The organism is Enterococcus sp. AZ177, assembly GCF_050544585.1.
In the GTDB taxonomy this organism is placed as follows: domain Bacteria; phylum Bacillota; class Bacilli; order Lactobacillales; family Enterococcaceae; genus Enterococcus_L; species Enterococcus_L plantarum.
Genome location: NZ_CP172944.1, coordinates 2,656,601 through 2,673,583, shown reverse-complemented (window position 1 = coordinate 2,673,583; position 16,983 = coordinate 2,656,601). Strand labels below are relative to the sequence as shown.

Here is a 16,983-nt window from a genome sequence, read left to right as displayed (position 1 = left end):
CTGTAGTTGAATTAGAGGAGGATGTTTATTATGTTGAGTTTTATTTGGTCATTGATTGTCGGTGGTGTACTAGGAGCCATTGCTGGAGCAATTTTAGGTAGAGATGTACCAGGTGGTGTAATTGGCAATATTATCGTTGGATTTATTGGTAGCTGGGTAGGCACAATGCTTTTAGGAAACTTTGGCCCAATTATCGGTGGGTTTCCAATTATTTCCGCATTGATCGGTGCAGTGATTTGTATCGCAATTTATTCATTTATTGCGAAACGAATGGCATAAGTATAAAGAAATAAAAACCAGTTCTACATGACTTTTACAAGCTATGTAGAACTGGTTTTTTTATTATTCCAGCATTTCTGCTGGCAATAAAATCGTTTCTTTATGACCATCATCAAAAGCAAATACTTGAGACGGATAGTTTTCAGAGTAAGGAAAAGGTAAGTCAACGGCCATTTGAACATCGCTGATTTCTTGTGAAAAATGAACAGTTACTGTCCCACCATTGTCTATTAAATCAAAATACAGCATATTCGTAAGTGGGATGACCCCTTTTAAATCCAAATCGATAATCAGCCAGATACTGTCGATCAAAGCGCCAGGTAGGCTTTCAACCACACCTAAAGATGCATAACGACTACGTTCACTATCAAAACTTTCAACCATTTATATGACCTCCTTTAGCTATCTAATATCAACAGTATACCTTATTTAGGAAAAAGTCGCTTCTGTCATGTTTCAAAAAAAAAGCAACTAAAAAGCTTGCACAATCTGTTGAATGCAAAGATAGAAAAAAGAAATTGAGACATCACTCTAAGAGTGACATCTCAACCTTCTAAAATCTATTTTAATAGATGGATTATTCTGGTTTTTCACCGATCACTGTAGGTTCAGTAGCTTCTCCAGAACTTTCTTCTTCTGATTCCGTTTTCGCTTCTACTACGGCTGCAATTTGTTCTTCACTGTCAGTAATGATCTCATAATCTTTACTTTCTGGTAAATCAGCCACGGTAATAGCATCGCCAATTGCAAGTTTTGTAATATCCACTTCTACACGTTCAGGTAACTTATCTGGTGTTGCTGAAACTAAAACATTATATAAGTTTTGAGCAAGTTCACCACCAGCTTTCACCCCTTCGGATTCACCGATAAGCACGATTTCAGCTTCTACTTCCGTTGTTTCTTTCATATTTACAGCTAGAAATTCGATATGTTTCATTTGATTTGTAAAGGTGTCCAATTGAGCTTTAAACATCAATGTATTGATTTTTTTACCACCAATAGTCATTGTGATTACGGCATTGGCACCATTGTCTCGTAAAATTTTTGTTAAATCTTTTTGATCAACTGAAATAGGTGTACTTTCAATTTCATACCCATAAACGACGGCGGGAACTTGGCCAGAGTGACGTAGTTGATTTCTTAGTGAACGCGGACGGACAGCTCTTTCTTTGACTTCTAATGATACTGACATAACCTAAATTCCTCCCTTAAATTTAAAAGCTGAACAAGCTTTTATAGCCTCCCTGTATTATGAGACTTGCTTATAAAGCTAGATAAATCAAAATGAATTTATATTTGGTTATCTGCAAAACGCAACATGATGGAAAAAAGGAGTTTTGTTGACGTAGAGTATAAACATGTAAAAGCATAAACTTAGCTAAGGTTTTCCTGTTCAAATTTGAAACGAACAAGCAGCTTCTACAAACGAACAACAAAAACAAAAAATCCCGAATAATTGTGCACAATTATCCAGGGGGAATTCCATATGATATCTTATTCTCTCCCAGGTCATTACGCTGTTTTTGAGAAACCTTATTCACTTTCTACATCAACCTTAACGCGAATTCAATGGTAAGTCAAGGGAAGTGAAGAAAGAACGGATGACCTTTAAAGAGTCTTAAAAAGTATCGATTCGGAAAAATCGTACGTCGTTCAGGGTGATTTCTTTTCATTTTTTAAAGTTTATACTAAAATATTAAATGAAATGAGGAAAATAAATGCGGTTAGATAAATTATTAGAAGAAAAAAAAATCGGTTCTAAAAGAAAAGTAAAAACACTGATTCGCAGTAAACAAGTTACGGTTGACGGTCAGATCATCTTGAATGAAAATTTGAATGTAGATGCAACATTACAAGAAATTTACGTTGGGGATCAAAAAATCCAACACGAATCCCATGTGTATTATATGCTGAATAAGCCTAAAGGTGTTGTGACGGCAGTCAAAGATGCTCAACATCAAACCGTTATTGAGTTAATTCATCCTAGTGATCAACGAGCAGGATTATATCCTATAGGTCGTTTAGATCGTGATACAGAAGGATTATTGCTAATGACGGATAATGGTCAGTTAGGGTATCAATTATTGTTGCCACATAAAAAGGTTACAAAGAGGTATGAAGTTAGAGTGAATGAACCTTTAACAGCTCAGGATCGTATAGCATTTGCGCATGGAATCGTTTTTTCTGACGGAAATAGGTGTAAGCCGGCCGAGCTGGAAATTTTAACATCAGAAAAAAATGAGAGCCATGCCTATTTAGATATCACGGAGGGAAAATTTCATCAAGTCAAAAAAATGTTTTTATCTGTTGGAAAAAAAGTGCGTTATTTGAAACGATTATCAATGGGGCCAATCCAATTAGATACAGACCTTGATTTAGGGGAATATCGTCCCTTAAACCAAGCAGAATTACAGATGTTGTTGCCTTATTTTACGACTCATAAAAAAGAAAAGAGAGTGGAAGATGAAATTTAAAACATTATTATTTGATGTAGATGATACATTACTAGATTTTCAATTAACAGAAAAAAAAGCACTACAAGCTCTTTTTCAAGAAGAAAACGTCACGCTAACAGATGAAATAGAAGCAACATACAAAAAAATCAACAGTCAATTGTGGCGTGAATTTGAGCAAGGAAAAATAGATAAAACAACGGTGACGGATACGCGCTTTAGTTTACTATTTGAGCAATTAGATAAAAAAGTAGATGGGAAAAAGATGGGGGAACAATATCGCCATTATCTAGGTCAGGGGCACGATTTGTTGGGAAATAGTAAAGAAATCATTGAACGACTCAAACCTGATTACGATCTGTATATTGTGACAAATGGTGTCGCAAAAACGCAATATCAACGACTGAACGATTCAAATATGACACCCTTTTTTAATGATATCTTTGTTTCAGAAGAAGTAGGTTTTCAAAAACCGATGAAAGAATATTTCGACTATGTTTTTGAACGAATTCCTAATTTTGAGCGAGAAAAAACATTGATTATTGGAGATTCATTGGCTTCAGATATTCAAGGAGGGAATTCGGCAAATATCAAAACAGTTTGGTTAAATCCAGGGAAACAACACCCAATAGCTGAGGTTAAACCAACATATGAAATCAGTTATTTAGATGAGATTTTTAACGTGTTGGAACAATAAAAATTGGCAGTCGCAGGAGTTCATAAGACTTGCGACGGCTATTTTTTTTTATAGATCTATACATAAGCGAACCATATCTTTTAAAATAAGCTTATTCTCGATTATTTCTTCCTCATAGTGACGAAGAAAAAAATCACGATCAATACTTGTCATGCGAAAGCCGCATTTTTGATAAAGATATAATTGACCCAAGCTAGTACTGCCCGTACCGATTTCAACGGTTTTGTATTGATTATTTTTAGCATAAACGAAAGCAAACTGGATCAATTTTTTACCAAAACCTTGCCCCTGATAGCTTTTTGAAACGGCAATATTCACAATTTCTAATGTTTCGGGTCTTGTAGGAAGTAAGACTAGAACACCAATCGGTATTTCATCATGAAGTAGTTCAAAACATAAACCACGTTTAGTATAGTTAGCGACTAAATGTTTAGCTGGATCAGCTAATAATAGTAGGTCATAGTGGACTGTTTGAAGAGTTTCGATTTTCTTGATCGTCATACTGTTTTTTCCTTTCTAATAAAATAGTCAATAAGTGAATAAAATTGTGGCATTTATGCTCGTTTCTATTATAATAGAAAAAGGTTATTATGACTATTACATATAAGAGAGAGGTTTCGTTGAATGAAAAATACTCAACCAATCGTGATTGGTGTTACTGGCGGTTCGGGCAGTGGGAAAACCAGTGTCAGTCGAGCGATTTTTAATCATTTTCCCAATCATTCTATCATGATGCTGGAACAAGATTCTTATTATAAAGATCAAAGCCATCTGAGTTTTGAAGAAAGACTAACAACGAATTATGATCACCCGTTTGCTTTCGATACGGATTTGCTAATCGAGCACATACAACAGTTGATTAACTATCAAACAATCGAAAAACCAGTGTATGATTACGTTGCACACACTAGAAGTTCAGATATTCTTGTTCAAGAACCAAAAGAGGTCATTATTTTAGAAGGGATACTGATCTTGGAAGATGTTCGGTTAAGAGAGCTAATGGACATTAAACTCTATGTCGACACAGATGATGATATGCGCATCATTCGCAGAATCAAACGTGATATGGAAGAACGCGGAAGAACTTTAGGCTCTGTTATTGAACAGTATTTATCAGTAGTAAAACCAATGTATCATCAGTTCATCGAACCCACAAAACGATATGCAGATGTGATTGTTCCAGAAGGCGGAGAAAATCACGTAGCGATTGATTTGATCACGACAAAAGTAGCAAGTATTTTAAATGAAGTATAAATAGAGAATCACTAAAAAACAATGGTTTTTATTTGAATTTATCAAATAGAGTCGTTGTTTTTTTGTTATATTATTCTAGTGCAAAAACAGGAAATATAGACAAACTATTCTTAGGTGTAGTATCTTATGAGATAACTATTGACGAGGGCATCAGTGATCTTAGAGAGGAATGGATTAGATGAGAATTTTAATTATTGAGGACAATCGTGAACTGGCGACATCAGTTCAAAAAGGATTAGAACGGGAAAAATTCTTAGTCGATCTGGCTTTTTCTGGGCTAGAAGGAGAAGAGAAAGCCTATGTAAATAACTATGATGCTATTTTATTAGATTTGAATTTACCTGATAAAGATGGATTATCGATTTTACACTTTTTAAGAGAATCCAATATAGACAGTCCAATCATTATTATCACTGCGAGAGATGAAATTGAAGAAAGAGCAAAGGGTCTCGATTTTGGAGCAGATGATTATTTAGTAAAACCATTTGAATTATTAGAATTAGTTGCCCGTATTCGTGCAGTCATCAGACGTTTTCACGGTCGAACATCACCTCATATCCAAATCAATCAACTGATGATCGATCCTGTAAAACGTTTTGTTTCTTATGGGGGAACGGAAATCACTTTAAAGCCAAAAGAGTTTGATATTTTATTATGTATTGCCCAACAGCATCCGGCGGTTGTTTCCACAGAAGTAATCGCTGAACATGTTTATGATGAAAATTTTGATCCATTTTCGTCTGTTTTGCGTGTTCATCTTGCTAGGTTAAAAAAACAACTTGCTCAAGCATCTGGAAAAGAATTGCTTAAAACGATTCGAGCGAAAGGATATCAATTATGCGAGTAAATTTTAAAATCAGTTTAACGGTGCTGACCTTTGCTTTTTTTGTTATTTTGATCATTAGTGCTGGCTTTTTTGCAGTGAAAAGTAACTGGAGTTCACTGAATATCGGTCAATCGATCGGTTCAGCGATTTATATTGTAAACGATGAAAATGAAACGATGGCTCAAGCACAGCCAACCACAACCGTTGCATTAAAAGCATCTGAATTAGTCAGTACTCAAGCGTTAGATGATATTTATTTAAATAGTTTATTAAAATATTTGCCGATGATCATTTTAGCAGTGTGTTCAGCTATTTTAGTACTGACGATGACCTTATGGTTTGTTTTACGGCGAATTTATACGAAGCAGATGGTTTCGATCATTCATGATTTACAGTTTTTAGAGAAATTTTCTGAAGATAAAGTTGAAGATAAAACTGTTGCGAAAGCATTCAAACAGTTAAAAGACAAGTTTGATGGGAACCTAGCTGATTATAAGAGGTTGAGTAGTTATCTCACTCATGAACAGAAAAATGCTATTGCGATTTTAAGGGCTAATTTGGAATTAGAACACAATGAAACGGGCAATCTACACATTTTAGATCGCCTAACGGATAGCATCGATGATATCTTGACCCTTTCAAACAGTTCTGAAGAAGCAATGAGTGAGAAGGTGGATGTGTCATTAATTTGCGCAGAAGTATGTGATACGTATCGCAAAAGTTACCCTGAACTTACATTTTCCTTTGATGAAATTGGCTCGACGTTGATTTTAGGCAAAAATCGTTGGATCTATCGAGCAGTATCAAATTTAGTGGACAATGCAATCAAATATGGGAATGAAAAGCCTATAGAAGTGGCTGTTAATAACCGAAACGGAAGTGTTATTGTTGAGATAACAGATCATGGGAAAGGAATCGACCCAGAGGTTCACACCACTATTTTTAACCACAATTACCGAATCAACGGACTAAAACAAGATGGTTACGGGATTGGCTTATCGGTTGTTTCTCATGTTTGTGATTTATGCCAAGGCTTTGTTTATGTTGAAAGTAAGAAAAATCAGGGATCAACTTTTTATCTATCATTTCCACAAATTGCTGAAAGTTAACATTCAGTTAACAATTGGTTTGGTATTGTAGAACAAGAAAGGAGGAGAGCTAGAACATGTTCGTCTTTAAACATGCTTTCTTAAATCTTAGAAGACACATCTGGAATTATTTACTAGTCGGCATCATGCTATTTCTTATGATTTTAGGGACAATGGTTACAAGTACCCTCTATAGCTCTGCTAAATTATTCACGCAACATTACAGCAACCAATTTAAGACCATAGTAACGATTCTAGAACCTGATTTAAGTAATATATCGCATGAAAAAAAACTAACAAAGGAACAATATGTCAAATTTGGAAAGTCTAAGTACGTAAATGGAATGAAAATGATTGAGAACACGCCGATTTCCTTTGAAACGTTAACAACAATCCCATCTCCAAGTATGGTTCAATTCCGAGAATCAGAGGGAAATGCATTGAAAGAGAATTACAATCAGGGCCTAGCAAATTGGTGGGGAGCTGAATCAGATAGTCTTGTAAAAGAACTCGCTGAAAATGGATTGGATATTAGCGCAGGAAGCACAGTTCTAAAAGACAATGAATGCTTGGTCAGTAATGAATTTGCCGAATTGAACCAACTCAAAATAGGAGATTCAATTCAAGTCGTTTTAACAGGAAATGAAAAAAAGGCACGACAATCATTAGTTATTGCTGGAATGTATCAACCTAATGAACAAGTCCAATCAGATGGTGCTAGTCAATTGGTGGGGGGGCAAGGAAATGATATTTTTACAAATTGGGAAACCTTGCATGCGATGGAAAAAGACGATCAATTCGTGTATAACAGTGTATCGTATGAATTAACAAGCATGGCTATCTTTGAAGATTTTTTCGATGAGATCAAAACAAAAGGGTTACCAAGTGAATATCAAGTGATGACTAATGAAGCGAATATGAAACTATTGTTAAGTCCAGTTAACGGGACAGGTACACTTTCTGGAACGATTTTGTTAAGTTTCTTGATTTTTGGCAACTTTGGGTTAGCACTACTTTCAATTCGGCTGTTTAGACAAAAGCAAACAGAAATTTATGTGTTGCGTAATATTGGTATCACGAAACAGCAAATAATCAAAAGTCGACTGATCGAGTTGGTGGTAGTTGCGAGTTTTAGTTTTACTTTTGCCTTGATAGCGACAAAATTTATCGTACAGCCGATTGCAGATTGGCAATTAAACAGCCAAAGGCAACTGATGGGAAACGTTGATCAGCTATTTAGTTTCGTCGCTAGTGAAAAAAACGAATCTATAGCATCTATCCCAATGGTGTTCAATGCTAATTCTTTCATCACTTTTATTGGAGTTACCTGCTTATTCTTGATTACCATCATGTCCATTGACAGTTATAAAGTTTTTAAATTTGAACCGATTGAATTTTTGTTAGAAAGGAATTTAGATGAGCGATGATTCTCTCTCTTAAAAATATAGTATATACGAATAAGAAAAACAACGTGACCGTATTGGACGATACAACGATCGATTTTTCATTGGGGAAGGTTTACGGCATTTTAGGAAAAAGTGGGGGAGGAAAAACGACCTTGCTTGCACTGATTGCAGGACTAGACAAGCTTGATTCAGGCACAATCTTTTATAAAAACCAAAACGTTGAAAACCTTGATCGCGACAATTATCGGCGACACGAAATCGGCACAGTTTTTCAACAGTACAATGTCCTTTCAAATGAAACGGCCTTGGCTAACCTCAATTTGAGCGCTTCAAGTGCTGTTGCACATGGAAATGGTTATTTTTATGATGCCCTAAAAAAAGTTGGCATCGATGAGAAAGTAGCAAGACAAAAACTTAAAATATTGTCTATTGCTAATCAGCAACGGATTTATTTGGCCAAAGCACTAATCAATGATCCTGAAATCGTCTTAATTGACGAACCTGCTGTGACGTTAAGTGAACTTTCATTAGAAATGATCATGGAGTACATACGTATATACGCGAAAAATGAAAATAAGTGTATCATCATCAGTTCTCAATCAAAAGTGATTGCGGAATATGTTGACGAATTATGGGGATTGAATGGTGGGAAACTATCATTTATAAAAGACAATGGTGAATAGGATAAGCTTTAGCGTATATCAAAGGTTGTTGTTGAATCGACTGAACAGTGTGATGTATCTGTCTAAGTTATTCTTCATTGTTTTTTAACAGGAAGGAAGAGTATATGAACTATTGGAATCGAGCATTGTGCAGTGTTACAAGAAGAAAAGGAAAATCAATTATTTTATTTGCAGTTATTTTTATATTAGGAAACGTGATTGCCGGGGCGATCGCGATTCAACAATCCACCGCAAACGTCGAAAAGAAAATTAAACATGACCTAGGCGCTACTGTGAGTGTTGAATTGGATTATCAAAAAATGATGGATGAAGGTCAGTCTTTTTCCCCTTCCACATTAAAAGTGGAGGATGTTAAAAAGTTGGGACAGTCATCGTATGTCAAAGAATTTGACTATAACGTGAAAACCAACTTTTTTGTAAAAAAAATCAAGACCTATGAAATGGAAAATGCTACAACAATGGGTGGTATGCCCAAAATGTTGAGTATTAAAGGAAACAATTTACTGGAACCGTTAGATTTTAAGGATAAAAAAGTCAATTTAGTTGAAGGACGAACATTTAAGCAAGATGAAATCAATAACGGAAAAGATGTTGCAATCATTTCAAAAAAACTTGCAGAAGAAAATGGTTTTAATGTAGGAGACAAAGTCGTTTTAGATAGCTTGATCATGGATTATAAACAAGATGGCTCAACCGAAGAACTTGCAAGTCAAGATCACCCAGTAGAAATTATTGGTATCTTTGAACCGACAAGTGTTGAAAAGAAAAAATCAGATGGAAAAGATCAAAAAGGTTTCGAAGAGCAATTCATGGAAACCGAGCAGTTTAATACGGTCTATATGCCAAATGATGCAGTGATGAACATCAATAAAATAGAATTTGAAAAAGGAAAATCATTGTTACCAGATCATTATAAAAAAGCTGACGGGACAGACATGACGCAAGAGGATATGGACCAAATCACTCCTATCTATGTGCTTAAGTCTCCAGAAGATGTCGAAGCCTTCAAAGAAGAATCAAAATCAATGATACCAGAAGGCTACAAAGTAACAGCATCAACGGATCAGTATGATGAAGTTGGCGGTACATTCAAAAAAATGTCACAAATTTCAGGTTATGTTGTGATTTTAGCAATTGGCGCTACATTATTGATTATTTCATTAGTAGTCATTCTTTTCTTGCGCGACCGTAAACATGAATTAGGCATTTATTTGTCCTTAGGTGAAACAAGGGCCAAAGTAATGCAACAGATTTTGATTGAATTGTTGTTGATTAGTTTAATTGCAATGTGCTTATCCCTTGTTACAGGGAATCTGCTTGGGAAAATGGTTTCAGAATCCTTGATTGCAAGCGACGCCTTTTCACAAACGAGCAATGCAGCGAGCAATGGTGCTGCCATGACGATCGGTGGAGGCAGTGGGGTAAATATGTCATCATTAACAACTGAAGATGTTTCCAATGCATATGAAGTGAAATTCTCAATTAGCTATATCGTGACCTTCTTAATTGCAGGATTAAGCACAGTTCTATTGTCTGCGATTTTACCTTTGACGTATGTCTTACGGTTGAATCCAAAGAAAATCATGATGTAGGAGGAAACCAAAATGACAATTTTACAAACGAAAAACGTGAGCTATTTTTATCAAGACGGAGACAAACGTCGAATGATTTTACATGATACATCCATTCATTTTGAAAAAGGACAATTTTATACGATCTTAGGGCAATCTGGTTCTGGAAAAACAACGTTTCTTTCATTGATCAGTGCATTGGATGAACCAAAATCTGGAGAAGTTTTATACAAAGGCCAGAACATCAAAAAAATTGGACTGGAAAAGTATCGTAGAGATGATATCAGTATTATTTTTCAAAGTTACAATTTAGTTCCCTATTTAACGGCTATAGAAAATGTGTTAGTCGCGATGTCGATCACAGATAATGATATGCCAAAAGATAACCGTGCAGTTGCCTACAATTTATTAGATTATATCGGTATCAATAAAGCGAAGGCAGATCGTTTGGTGGGACAATTATCAGGGGGAGAACAACAACGTGTAGCAATTGCGAGAGCCTTAGCAACAAATGTTGATATCATTCTTGCTGATGAACCGACAGGAAATTTAGATGAAGGCATGGAACAAGAAATCGTGGATATCTTTAAAGATTTAGCAGAAACACATAATAAATGTGTGATTGTCGTGACCCATTCGAATGAAATAGCCAAACAATCAGATAAAACCTATTTTCTTAAGCAAGGTGAGTTGATGTTGAATGAGTGATTTTTTATCGAATTTCAATAAATCGAATTACGATGAGACAAAAGAAAAAAAGCTGCGGGAAGATCTGAATAAAGAAGGGTCAACAGATTCTTCATTAAATAAAGTGTCCGATGAAAAACCAAGTGAGCAACCAACAAGAATGGGACCAGTCAATGTGACTGATCCCAAAGTTGATAGTTCCTCTTTTTCACCAGATACAGAACAAGCAGGAAATGACCAAACAAGAAGAAGTCAGCCAGAAGATGAAACGGAAATAGATCCTACGTACCATAAGAAAAGGAAACAAAAATTTTTAATAACAGGGATAGGGACCTTTGTAGCACTTTGTATGTTGTATTTCGGTTATTTCCAAATGACCCATGTTGCACTCCCAGAGTTTTCTGGAAAAGATTTAGCAGAAGTACGAACCTGGGCGACGGAAAACAAAGTGAAATTAAAAGTTGAACAGACGTACAGTAAACAGGTCGAAGCAAACAAAGTGATTTCCCAAACAGTAAAAAAAGGCAAAAAAATCAAAAAAGGGGCTGAATTAACGGTTGAAGCAAGCATAGGTGCTGACCCAGAAGAAAAATTGAAGCTCCCTGATTTTATGACGATGAAAAAAACAGAAGTAGAAAAATGGATCAAGGATAATAAAGCAGACAATATTTCGTTGATCGACGAATATAGTGATACGTTGGAAAAAGGCAAAGCTGTGCGCTTTGAAATCGTCAATAAAGATGTGACAAAAGAAAATTATAAACGTAAAGACAAAGCGAATATGTATTATTCCAAAGGAAAAGAGACGTTTGAAAAAAATATTTCTGTCCCTGATTTTACGAAAAAAATGAAGACGGAAGTTGAAAGTTGGGCTAAAACAAATGAGATAAAAGTGACCTATGAAGAAGCTAGCTCAGCAGAGGTTCCAGCAGAAAGTATTATTTCTCAAAGCATTGCGAAAGATCAGAAAGTCGCTAAAAAAGACAGTTTGACTGTGACAGTATCTTTAGGTAAAGGCTATATTGTGCCGAACTTTGCCGATTATACACAAGAAGAAGCTGGGACTGCTGTCGAAGGTTTAACAGTTCAAGCCAAGAGCGTGTTTACGAATAACGTAGCGTATGGTCAATTAGTTTCGCAAAGTGTTGAAGCGGGAACTCAGTTGACAAGCAAAGATGATTTGAAAGTTAAAGTCTACTACTCTGCTGGGCAACCTTATCTTAAAGATCTAAGAGGGAACACAGTAGAAGGGGATTTACAAAAGTATTTCTATGACGAATTCCAATCAAAAGGAGCAAATATCCAATATACTGTAAGATACGTTGACTCTGCACAACCTAAAGGCACAGTGGTCGGTATGAGCGCCTATAATTTATATGTACCGTTGGATTACACGGTTACGTTAGATATTAGTTTGGGGAATTTAGATGGCGGATCTGATCCAATACCTAAAAAAGATTCTGAGAATGAAACAGACTCAAAAGAAATGCCCTAATACGCTGAAAAATAGTAAAGAGAGAAATCAGGAAAGTAAGTTGTCCTGATTTTTTTCTTTGGTTATGAAATAATAGGAGATGACAAAATAAAAGTTTGATGAGAAACAATAGTTCTTACCAGTTAACAATTAAAGAGAGTTCTTTTTTTTAATTGATTTATTTCTATATAAAATCTGTTTTTGATAGAAATAGGAAAATATGTGGGTTGATTTTAATGATTATTGTTTAGTGTATTTTTTGACTTATAACGATACAAATCCATCTTTTTTTGGGGTTTTAGAAAGAGATTACGCAGTGCTAATTTGAATATATATAGTTATTTTGTTAAATATACCAATTAAGAAAGAAAGGTTTTGATATATTTTAAGTTTTTTAAAATAAAATATATTATATATTTTTTTCTCATGAAACCCTTTTTTTGCAGAAATTATCAAAGTTTTCAGGGGATAGTATAAATTTTTGAAAAAATATTCTAGAAAAGCATGATATAATTTACACGAAAGAAGTTTTTGTTAGGTTAGGGGTGATAAAGTATTATGATGCGAAGGGGAGAAATCTTTTATGCAAATCTCTCGCCTGTTGTTGGTTCGGAGCAAGGAGGGATTAGACCAGTATTAATTATTCAAAATAATAAAGGCAATTTATTTAGTCCAACGTTGATTGTTGCACCTATTACTAGAAATGTGAATAAGAAAATGCAGCCGACACAGGTCAAGGTGGATATACCGCATGACGAAAGAATGACACCGTCATTGGTATTACTAGAACAAATCCGAACGTTGGATAAAGAACGAATTCTTCACAAAATTTGTCATTTAGAAGATGGCGATATGCTGAAGGTCAATCAAGCACTGAAAATAAGTATTGGTATTCGTTAAATGGGAGTAGTACATAGGTAAAGATATACATAAATATTCGTAAGCAACGGGTTGAAAAAGTAGTTAATCGAACGAAACAATTCGCGAATATTCTTTAGGAAATGTGAATAGGAATTAGAGCCTAGAACAAGACTGTATAGTAGTCTTATTCTAGGCTCTAAAATGGCTCTATTGAGTCTAAAAGGGTTCCCTTACTTAAAAGCGTTTTTTTGAAGTTTTCAGCATTTATGGCTATAGTATAGTCAAAGGAGTCGATCAGTATGAAGAAAATTCGTTTTGGAATAATAAGTACGGCTCAAATCGTCCCTCGGTTTGTAAAGGGAATCAGAGAAAGCCGTTCCGGAGAAGTTCACGCAATTGCTTCACGTACTTTGGCAAAAGCAGTAGAAATGTCAGAAGAATTGACTATTCCTAAGGCTTATGGCAGTTATGAAGCATTATGTGAAGACGATGAAATAGATATTGTTTATGTGGCGACCTATAATAAAGGGCACTATGAAGCGACAAAAATGGCATTGACGTATAAGAAACATGTATTGGTTGAAAAGCCGTTTACGTTGAATTTGCAGCAAGCAGAAGAGCTATTTGCATTAGCTGAAAAAAATGGCTGTTTTTTGATGGAAGCACAAAAATCTGTGTTTTTACCGATTAGTTTACAAGTGAAAGAAGTTATTCAACAAAATAAAATTGGCAAAATACACTGGTTGCAGTCCGTTACATCGTACCCTAATGCCGATCATATCAGTTGGTTTCATTCCTTAGAGGCTGGGGGTGGAACGCTACATGGATCAGGAAGCTATCCCTTACAGTACATGCAGTTTATTCTAGATCAACCAATTACAGAATATAGTGGTAGTGTTACAAGAAGAAAAGGTGAAACAGACGATCAGGTAAATCTGGCTTTAAAATTTCAAAATCAAGCCCTAGGAAACATTTTTATTTCTGTAAAAGTAGATATTCCAAGTAAAATGACGATTTATGGTGAGTTAGGCCGTATAGAAATCCCTTATTTCTGGAAAACAAAGCAAGCTACTATTTACTACGCAGATGGCAAACAAGAGACTTTGTTAGGGGAATTTGACAGTGAATTTGTTTTTGAAGTAGAGCATGTGAATGAATGCCTTCAAAACCATTGTATAGAAAGCCCCATCATGACTAAAAAAATGACAGTAGCGACGGTAGATTTGGTGGACAATTTATATACTAAATGGTTGGAAGAGGACGATAAATTATAAAGATATTGCAATCGAAGCTTATCTATGTTAAAGTTATCCTCATGCGACGAGTTGACTCAATCAGATAGCTTCGGCTGTTCCGTTTTGACGGCTAGTGATTGACAAAACAACAGAGGCACATATGTTAAATCATACCTACCGGATGTAGGCGTGTCGGATAAATATTTTTGTGGAGAAGATTTTATCTATTTATTTTTATAAATACTGTGGCAAAAAAGAAGACTTCGGTCTTCTTTTTTGTTTTAAGATGAGGTGTAAATACTGCATGTCACATCGTTAGACTGAATTGTTTTTTTTGTATCTTGTTCAAGTTGGTGCAAGGAGTATTAAATAATGGATGATTTTGATTGCACTAAGAAAAAAGTCTGATAGATCCATTGATTACAAGTAAATTAATTATAGATGGTTTTATAAAATAACGATTTTTTGAATATAAAATTTCTGAATAAAATAGTATACGAAGAAAGTTGCACTTGTGTAAGTGCAACTTTTTTGTGTTGTTAAGCAATAAAAATCAAGCTATAGTTCAAGTGGAAGGGAAAGAAAGTGGGTGAGTAGGATGTCATTGCACTTATCAAAACGGGAAATAAAAATTTTGTTGCTGCTTTTAGATTTAGAAGACAGCGTTACAACAAAAGAATTAGCAGAAACCTTTGAAGTTAGTGTGCGGACAATCAAGTATGATTTGGAAAATGTACGTGATTGGTTCAAAGATCAAAACGTCTTGCTTAAAACGCGACGGAACAAAGGAATTTGGTTAGAAATACCAGATTCAGAACGATTGACCTTGAAAAATGAAATTATCGAAGTAGAGCGATTCGAAACCTATCCTGATCAGGAGTTACGAGCAAATCAATTGATTTTCCGCTTGTTATTAGCATCAAAATGTCTAACTTCTCAGGAATTAGCAGATGATTTACAAGTCAGCAGAAATACGATCATCAGTGATTTAGATCGAGTAGAAGAATTAGCTCAAATGTATGAACTGACACTTAACCGTCAAAGTCGTCAGGGATTTTCGATTATAGGGGAAGAAAGTAAAATTCGCTTATTAATGGAATACATCACTCAAAAGGAAATAACTGAATATGATATTTACCAAATCATGAGCTACTTTGTCCAATCTGGCCAACAGAGAAAAATGCAGGAAGTTCATGTTGGTGTCAATACGATATTTCAAAAAATATACCAAGTTGCACTAAAGGAAATGACAGGTCTGTTAGATCCGTCTTTGTTTGATCAGTTTAACTACGCTGAAATTCTTTCGATTACATTAAGAGTGGCGATTGCCTCTTCAAGAATACAGCTTCATCATACCGTTGGTGGGTACAAAATGCTGACAAATCAAAACGTTTTACAGCAAAAGCGAGAATTACCATTTTTATTGATGAAAAAAGTCTTTGATCATTATGAGTTGCCGCTTTTAGCCGATGAGTATTTTTATATTTATAGTGACGTATTTGTTGCGAATAACCAGCAAGATATTGTCGGGTTGACGGAGAAGCTGATCAAAGATGTATCAAAAGAAGTCAATTTTCCTTTTTATAGAGATCGTCAGTTATTTACGAATCTCTTCGCTCATTTATCCTTACGTTTAACAAAAAAACACCTCTTTATAAACGAATATAATCCTTTCGTTGATGATATCAAGGCGAAGTATCCGCAATTATTTTCAGCAATACAACTGGCTAGCCAAAGTGATATCGTAGGGTCTGCGCTCTTGATCAATGATTCTTTCATTGCCTATATTGCCCTACATTTTTTGGTGGCATATGAAAAAAATCTTCATGAAATCAATGTTGTGAGAATTGTCTATGTGTGTTCAACAGGCTTAGGTGTGACAAGTTTGATCGAACAGAAGATTCTAGAAGAAGTATCGAATGTTGAAATTGCTGGATTTGCTTCTGTTTTAAACGCTGTGGATGTAATAGAAGAAAAAAATCCAGATTTGGTTTTGAGTATTTTTCCAATCGAAATTGTGAATCGACCTTTTGTCAAAGTAAATCCTCTGCCGACAGAAGCAGATATTCACAGTATCCAAGAAGAAGTAAATAAAATTTTGGCGCATACTCAATCGGGAAAAGTACCTCGATTGATTCCTCGTCAGCAAATTAAGGAAACGCAAGGCATTGAAGCGGAAAGTCGAGATATTGTCGTGCGTACATATGTGATTTATGAAGAGTTACTTAAAGCATTCGCCGAAAAATTAACGCAAGAATATAAAGAAGCGTTTTTGCTTCATGTGATGTTGATGGTCCATCGAATCACCTTTGATAGTCAATATGAGAATGAAGGCAATATCGTCAAAGAAACATTATTGGCGCAACAAGAATTGGTGGAACATATCGAACGGATTTTTGCTAAAAATGAGTTAATGGTTAATCAAGCAGAAATTACTGCTTTATTGAATTATATAAGAGAGGAGTAACA

At 35.2% G+C, this 16,983-nt stretch carries 17 protein-coding genes; 14 read left to right on the top strand and 3 right to left on the bottom strand.

Features of this window, described 5'->3' with window-relative positions:
* Positions 1 to 30: 30 nt before the first annotated feature.
* Positions 31 to 279 (top strand): GlsB/YeaQ/YmgE family stress response membrane protein, encoded by a 249-nt coding sequence (locus IGJ34_RS13175; RefSeq protein ID WP_069638886.1) that lies wholly within the window; start codon positions 31 to 33, stop codon positions 277 to 279.
* A 63-nt stretch (positions 280 to 342) separates the two neighbouring features.
* On the opposite strand, the gene IGJ34_RS13170 is transcribed toward IGJ34_RS13175, so the two are convergent.
* Both IGJ34_RS13170 and IGJ34_RS13165 read right to left on the bottom strand, forming a co-directional pair.
* Positions 343 to 663 carry a DUF960 domain-containing protein gene (locus IGJ34_RS13170; protein WP_111247618.1) on the bottom strand — a complete coding sequence of 107 codons (321 nt, stop codon included), beginning with the start codon at positions 661 to 663 and terminating at the stop codon, positions 343 to 345.
* A 193-nt stretch (positions 664 to 856) separates the two neighbouring features.
* On the bottom strand, positions 857 to 1,471 hold the full coding sequence (locus tag IGJ34_RS13165) for a 50S ribosomal protein L25/general stress protein Ctc (RefSeq protein WP_430597636.1): 615 nt from the start codon (positions 1,469 to 1,471) through the stop codon (positions 857 to 859).
* Positions 1,472 to 1,997: 526 nt separating this feature from the next.
* Here IGJ34_RS13165 and IGJ34_RS13160 point away from each other — a divergent pair.
* Complete coding sequence (locus IGJ34_RS13160; RefSeq protein WP_430597635.1) at positions 1,998 to 2,753, top strand: pseudouridine synthase; 756 nt, start codon at positions 1,998 to 2,000, stop codon at positions 2,751 to 2,753.
* Complete coding sequence (locus IGJ34_RS13155; protein ID WP_111247620.1) at positions 2,743 to 3,429, top strand: YjjG family noncanonical pyrimidine nucleotidase; 687 nt, start codon at positions 2,743 to 2,745, stop codon at positions 3,427 to 3,429. The genes IGJ34_RS13160 and IGJ34_RS13155 overlap by 11 nt, the downstream gene beginning before the upstream one ends.
* A gap of 48 nt (positions 3,430 to 3,477) precedes the next feature.
* Here the strand turns inward: IGJ34_RS13155 and IGJ34_RS13150 are convergent, their stop codons facing one another.
* Positions 3,478 to 3,930, bottom strand: coding sequence for a GNAT family N-acetyltransferase (locus IGJ34_RS13150; RefSeq protein WP_069653614.1), 453 nt, complete (start codon positions 3,928 to 3,930; stop codon positions 3,478 to 3,480).
* Positions 3,931 to 4,053: 123 nt separating this feature from the next.
* On the opposite strand from IGJ34_RS13150, the gene udk reads away from it, so the two are divergent.
* From udk to IGJ34_RS13095, 11 genes are all read left to right on the top strand, one after another.
* Positions 4,054 to 4,683, top strand: coding sequence for a uridine kinase (udk, locus tag IGJ34_RS13145; RefSeq protein WP_430597634.1), 630 nt, complete (start codon positions 4,054 to 4,056; stop codon positions 4,681 to 4,683).
* A gap of 178 nt (positions 4,684 to 4,861) precedes the next feature.
* Positions 4,862 to 5,530: a response regulator transcription factor gene (locus IGJ34_RS13140; protein WP_069653616.1), complete on the top strand. Its 669-nt coding sequence runs from the start codon at positions 4,862 to 4,864 to the stop codon at positions 5,528 to 5,530.
* Positions 5,521 to 6,618 (top strand): sensor histidine kinase, encoded by a 1,098-nt coding sequence (locus IGJ34_RS13135; protein ID WP_430597633.1) that lies wholly within the window; start codon positions 5,521 to 5,523, stop codon positions 6,616 to 6,618. Before IGJ34_RS13140 ends, IGJ34_RS13135 begins: the two co-directional genes overlap by 10 nt.
* A 56-nt stretch (positions 6,619 to 6,674) precedes the next feature.
* Entirely contained in the window at positions 6,675 to 8,024 is a 1,350-nt protein-coding gene (locus IGJ34_RS13130; protein WP_430597632.1) for an ABC transporter permease, read from the top strand.
* A 44-nt stretch (positions 8,025 to 8,068) separates the two neighbouring features.
* A complete protein-coding gene (locus IGJ34_RS13125; RefSeq protein WP_430597631.1) occupies positions 8,069 to 8,686 on the top strand; it encodes an ATP-binding cassette domain-containing protein in 618 nt (205 codons plus the stop codon).
* A 104-nt stretch (positions 8,687 to 8,790) separates the two neighbouring features.
* On the top strand, positions 8,791 to 10,278 hold the full coding sequence (locus IGJ34_RS13120) for an ABC transporter permease (protein ID WP_430597630.1): 1,488 nt from the start codon (positions 8,791 to 8,793) through the stop codon (positions 10,276 to 10,278).
* A gap of 12 nt (positions 10,279 to 10,290) precedes the next feature.
* Positions 10,291 to 10,965 carry an ABC transporter ATP-binding protein gene (locus tag IGJ34_RS13115; RefSeq protein ID WP_111247624.1) on the top strand — a complete coding sequence of 225 codons (675 nt, stop codon included), beginning with the start codon at positions 10,291 to 10,293 and terminating at the stop codon, positions 10,963 to 10,965.
* The gene (locus IGJ34_RS13110) at positions 10,958 to 12,439 is read left to right on the top strand and encodes a PASTA domain-containing protein (RefSeq protein WP_430597629.1); all 1,482 of its coding nucleotides are present in this window, start codon (positions 10,958 to 10,960) and stop codon (positions 12,437 to 12,439) included. The genes IGJ34_RS13115 and IGJ34_RS13110 overlap by 8 nt, the downstream gene beginning before the upstream one ends.
* A gap of 537 nt (positions 12,440 to 12,976) precedes the next feature.
* On the top strand, positions 12,977 to 13,318 hold the full coding sequence (locus tag IGJ34_RS13105; RefSeq protein WP_069653623.1) for a type II toxin-antitoxin system PemK/MazF family toxin: 342 nt from the start codon (positions 12,977 to 12,979) through the stop codon (positions 13,316 to 13,318).
* 260 nt (positions 13,319 to 13,578) lie between these two features.
* Entirely contained in the window at positions 13,579 to 14,553 is a 975-nt protein-coding gene (locus IGJ34_RS13100) for a Gfo/Idh/MocA family protein (RefSeq protein ID WP_111247625.1), read from the top strand.
* Between the two features lie 559 nt (positions 14,554 to 15,112).
* A complete protein-coding gene (locus tag IGJ34_RS13095) occupies positions 15,113 to 16,981 on the top strand; it encodes a BglG family transcription antiterminator (RefSeq protein WP_069653625.1) in 1,869 nt (622 codons plus the stop codon).
* Positions 16,982 to 16,983: the final 2 nt, after the last annotated feature.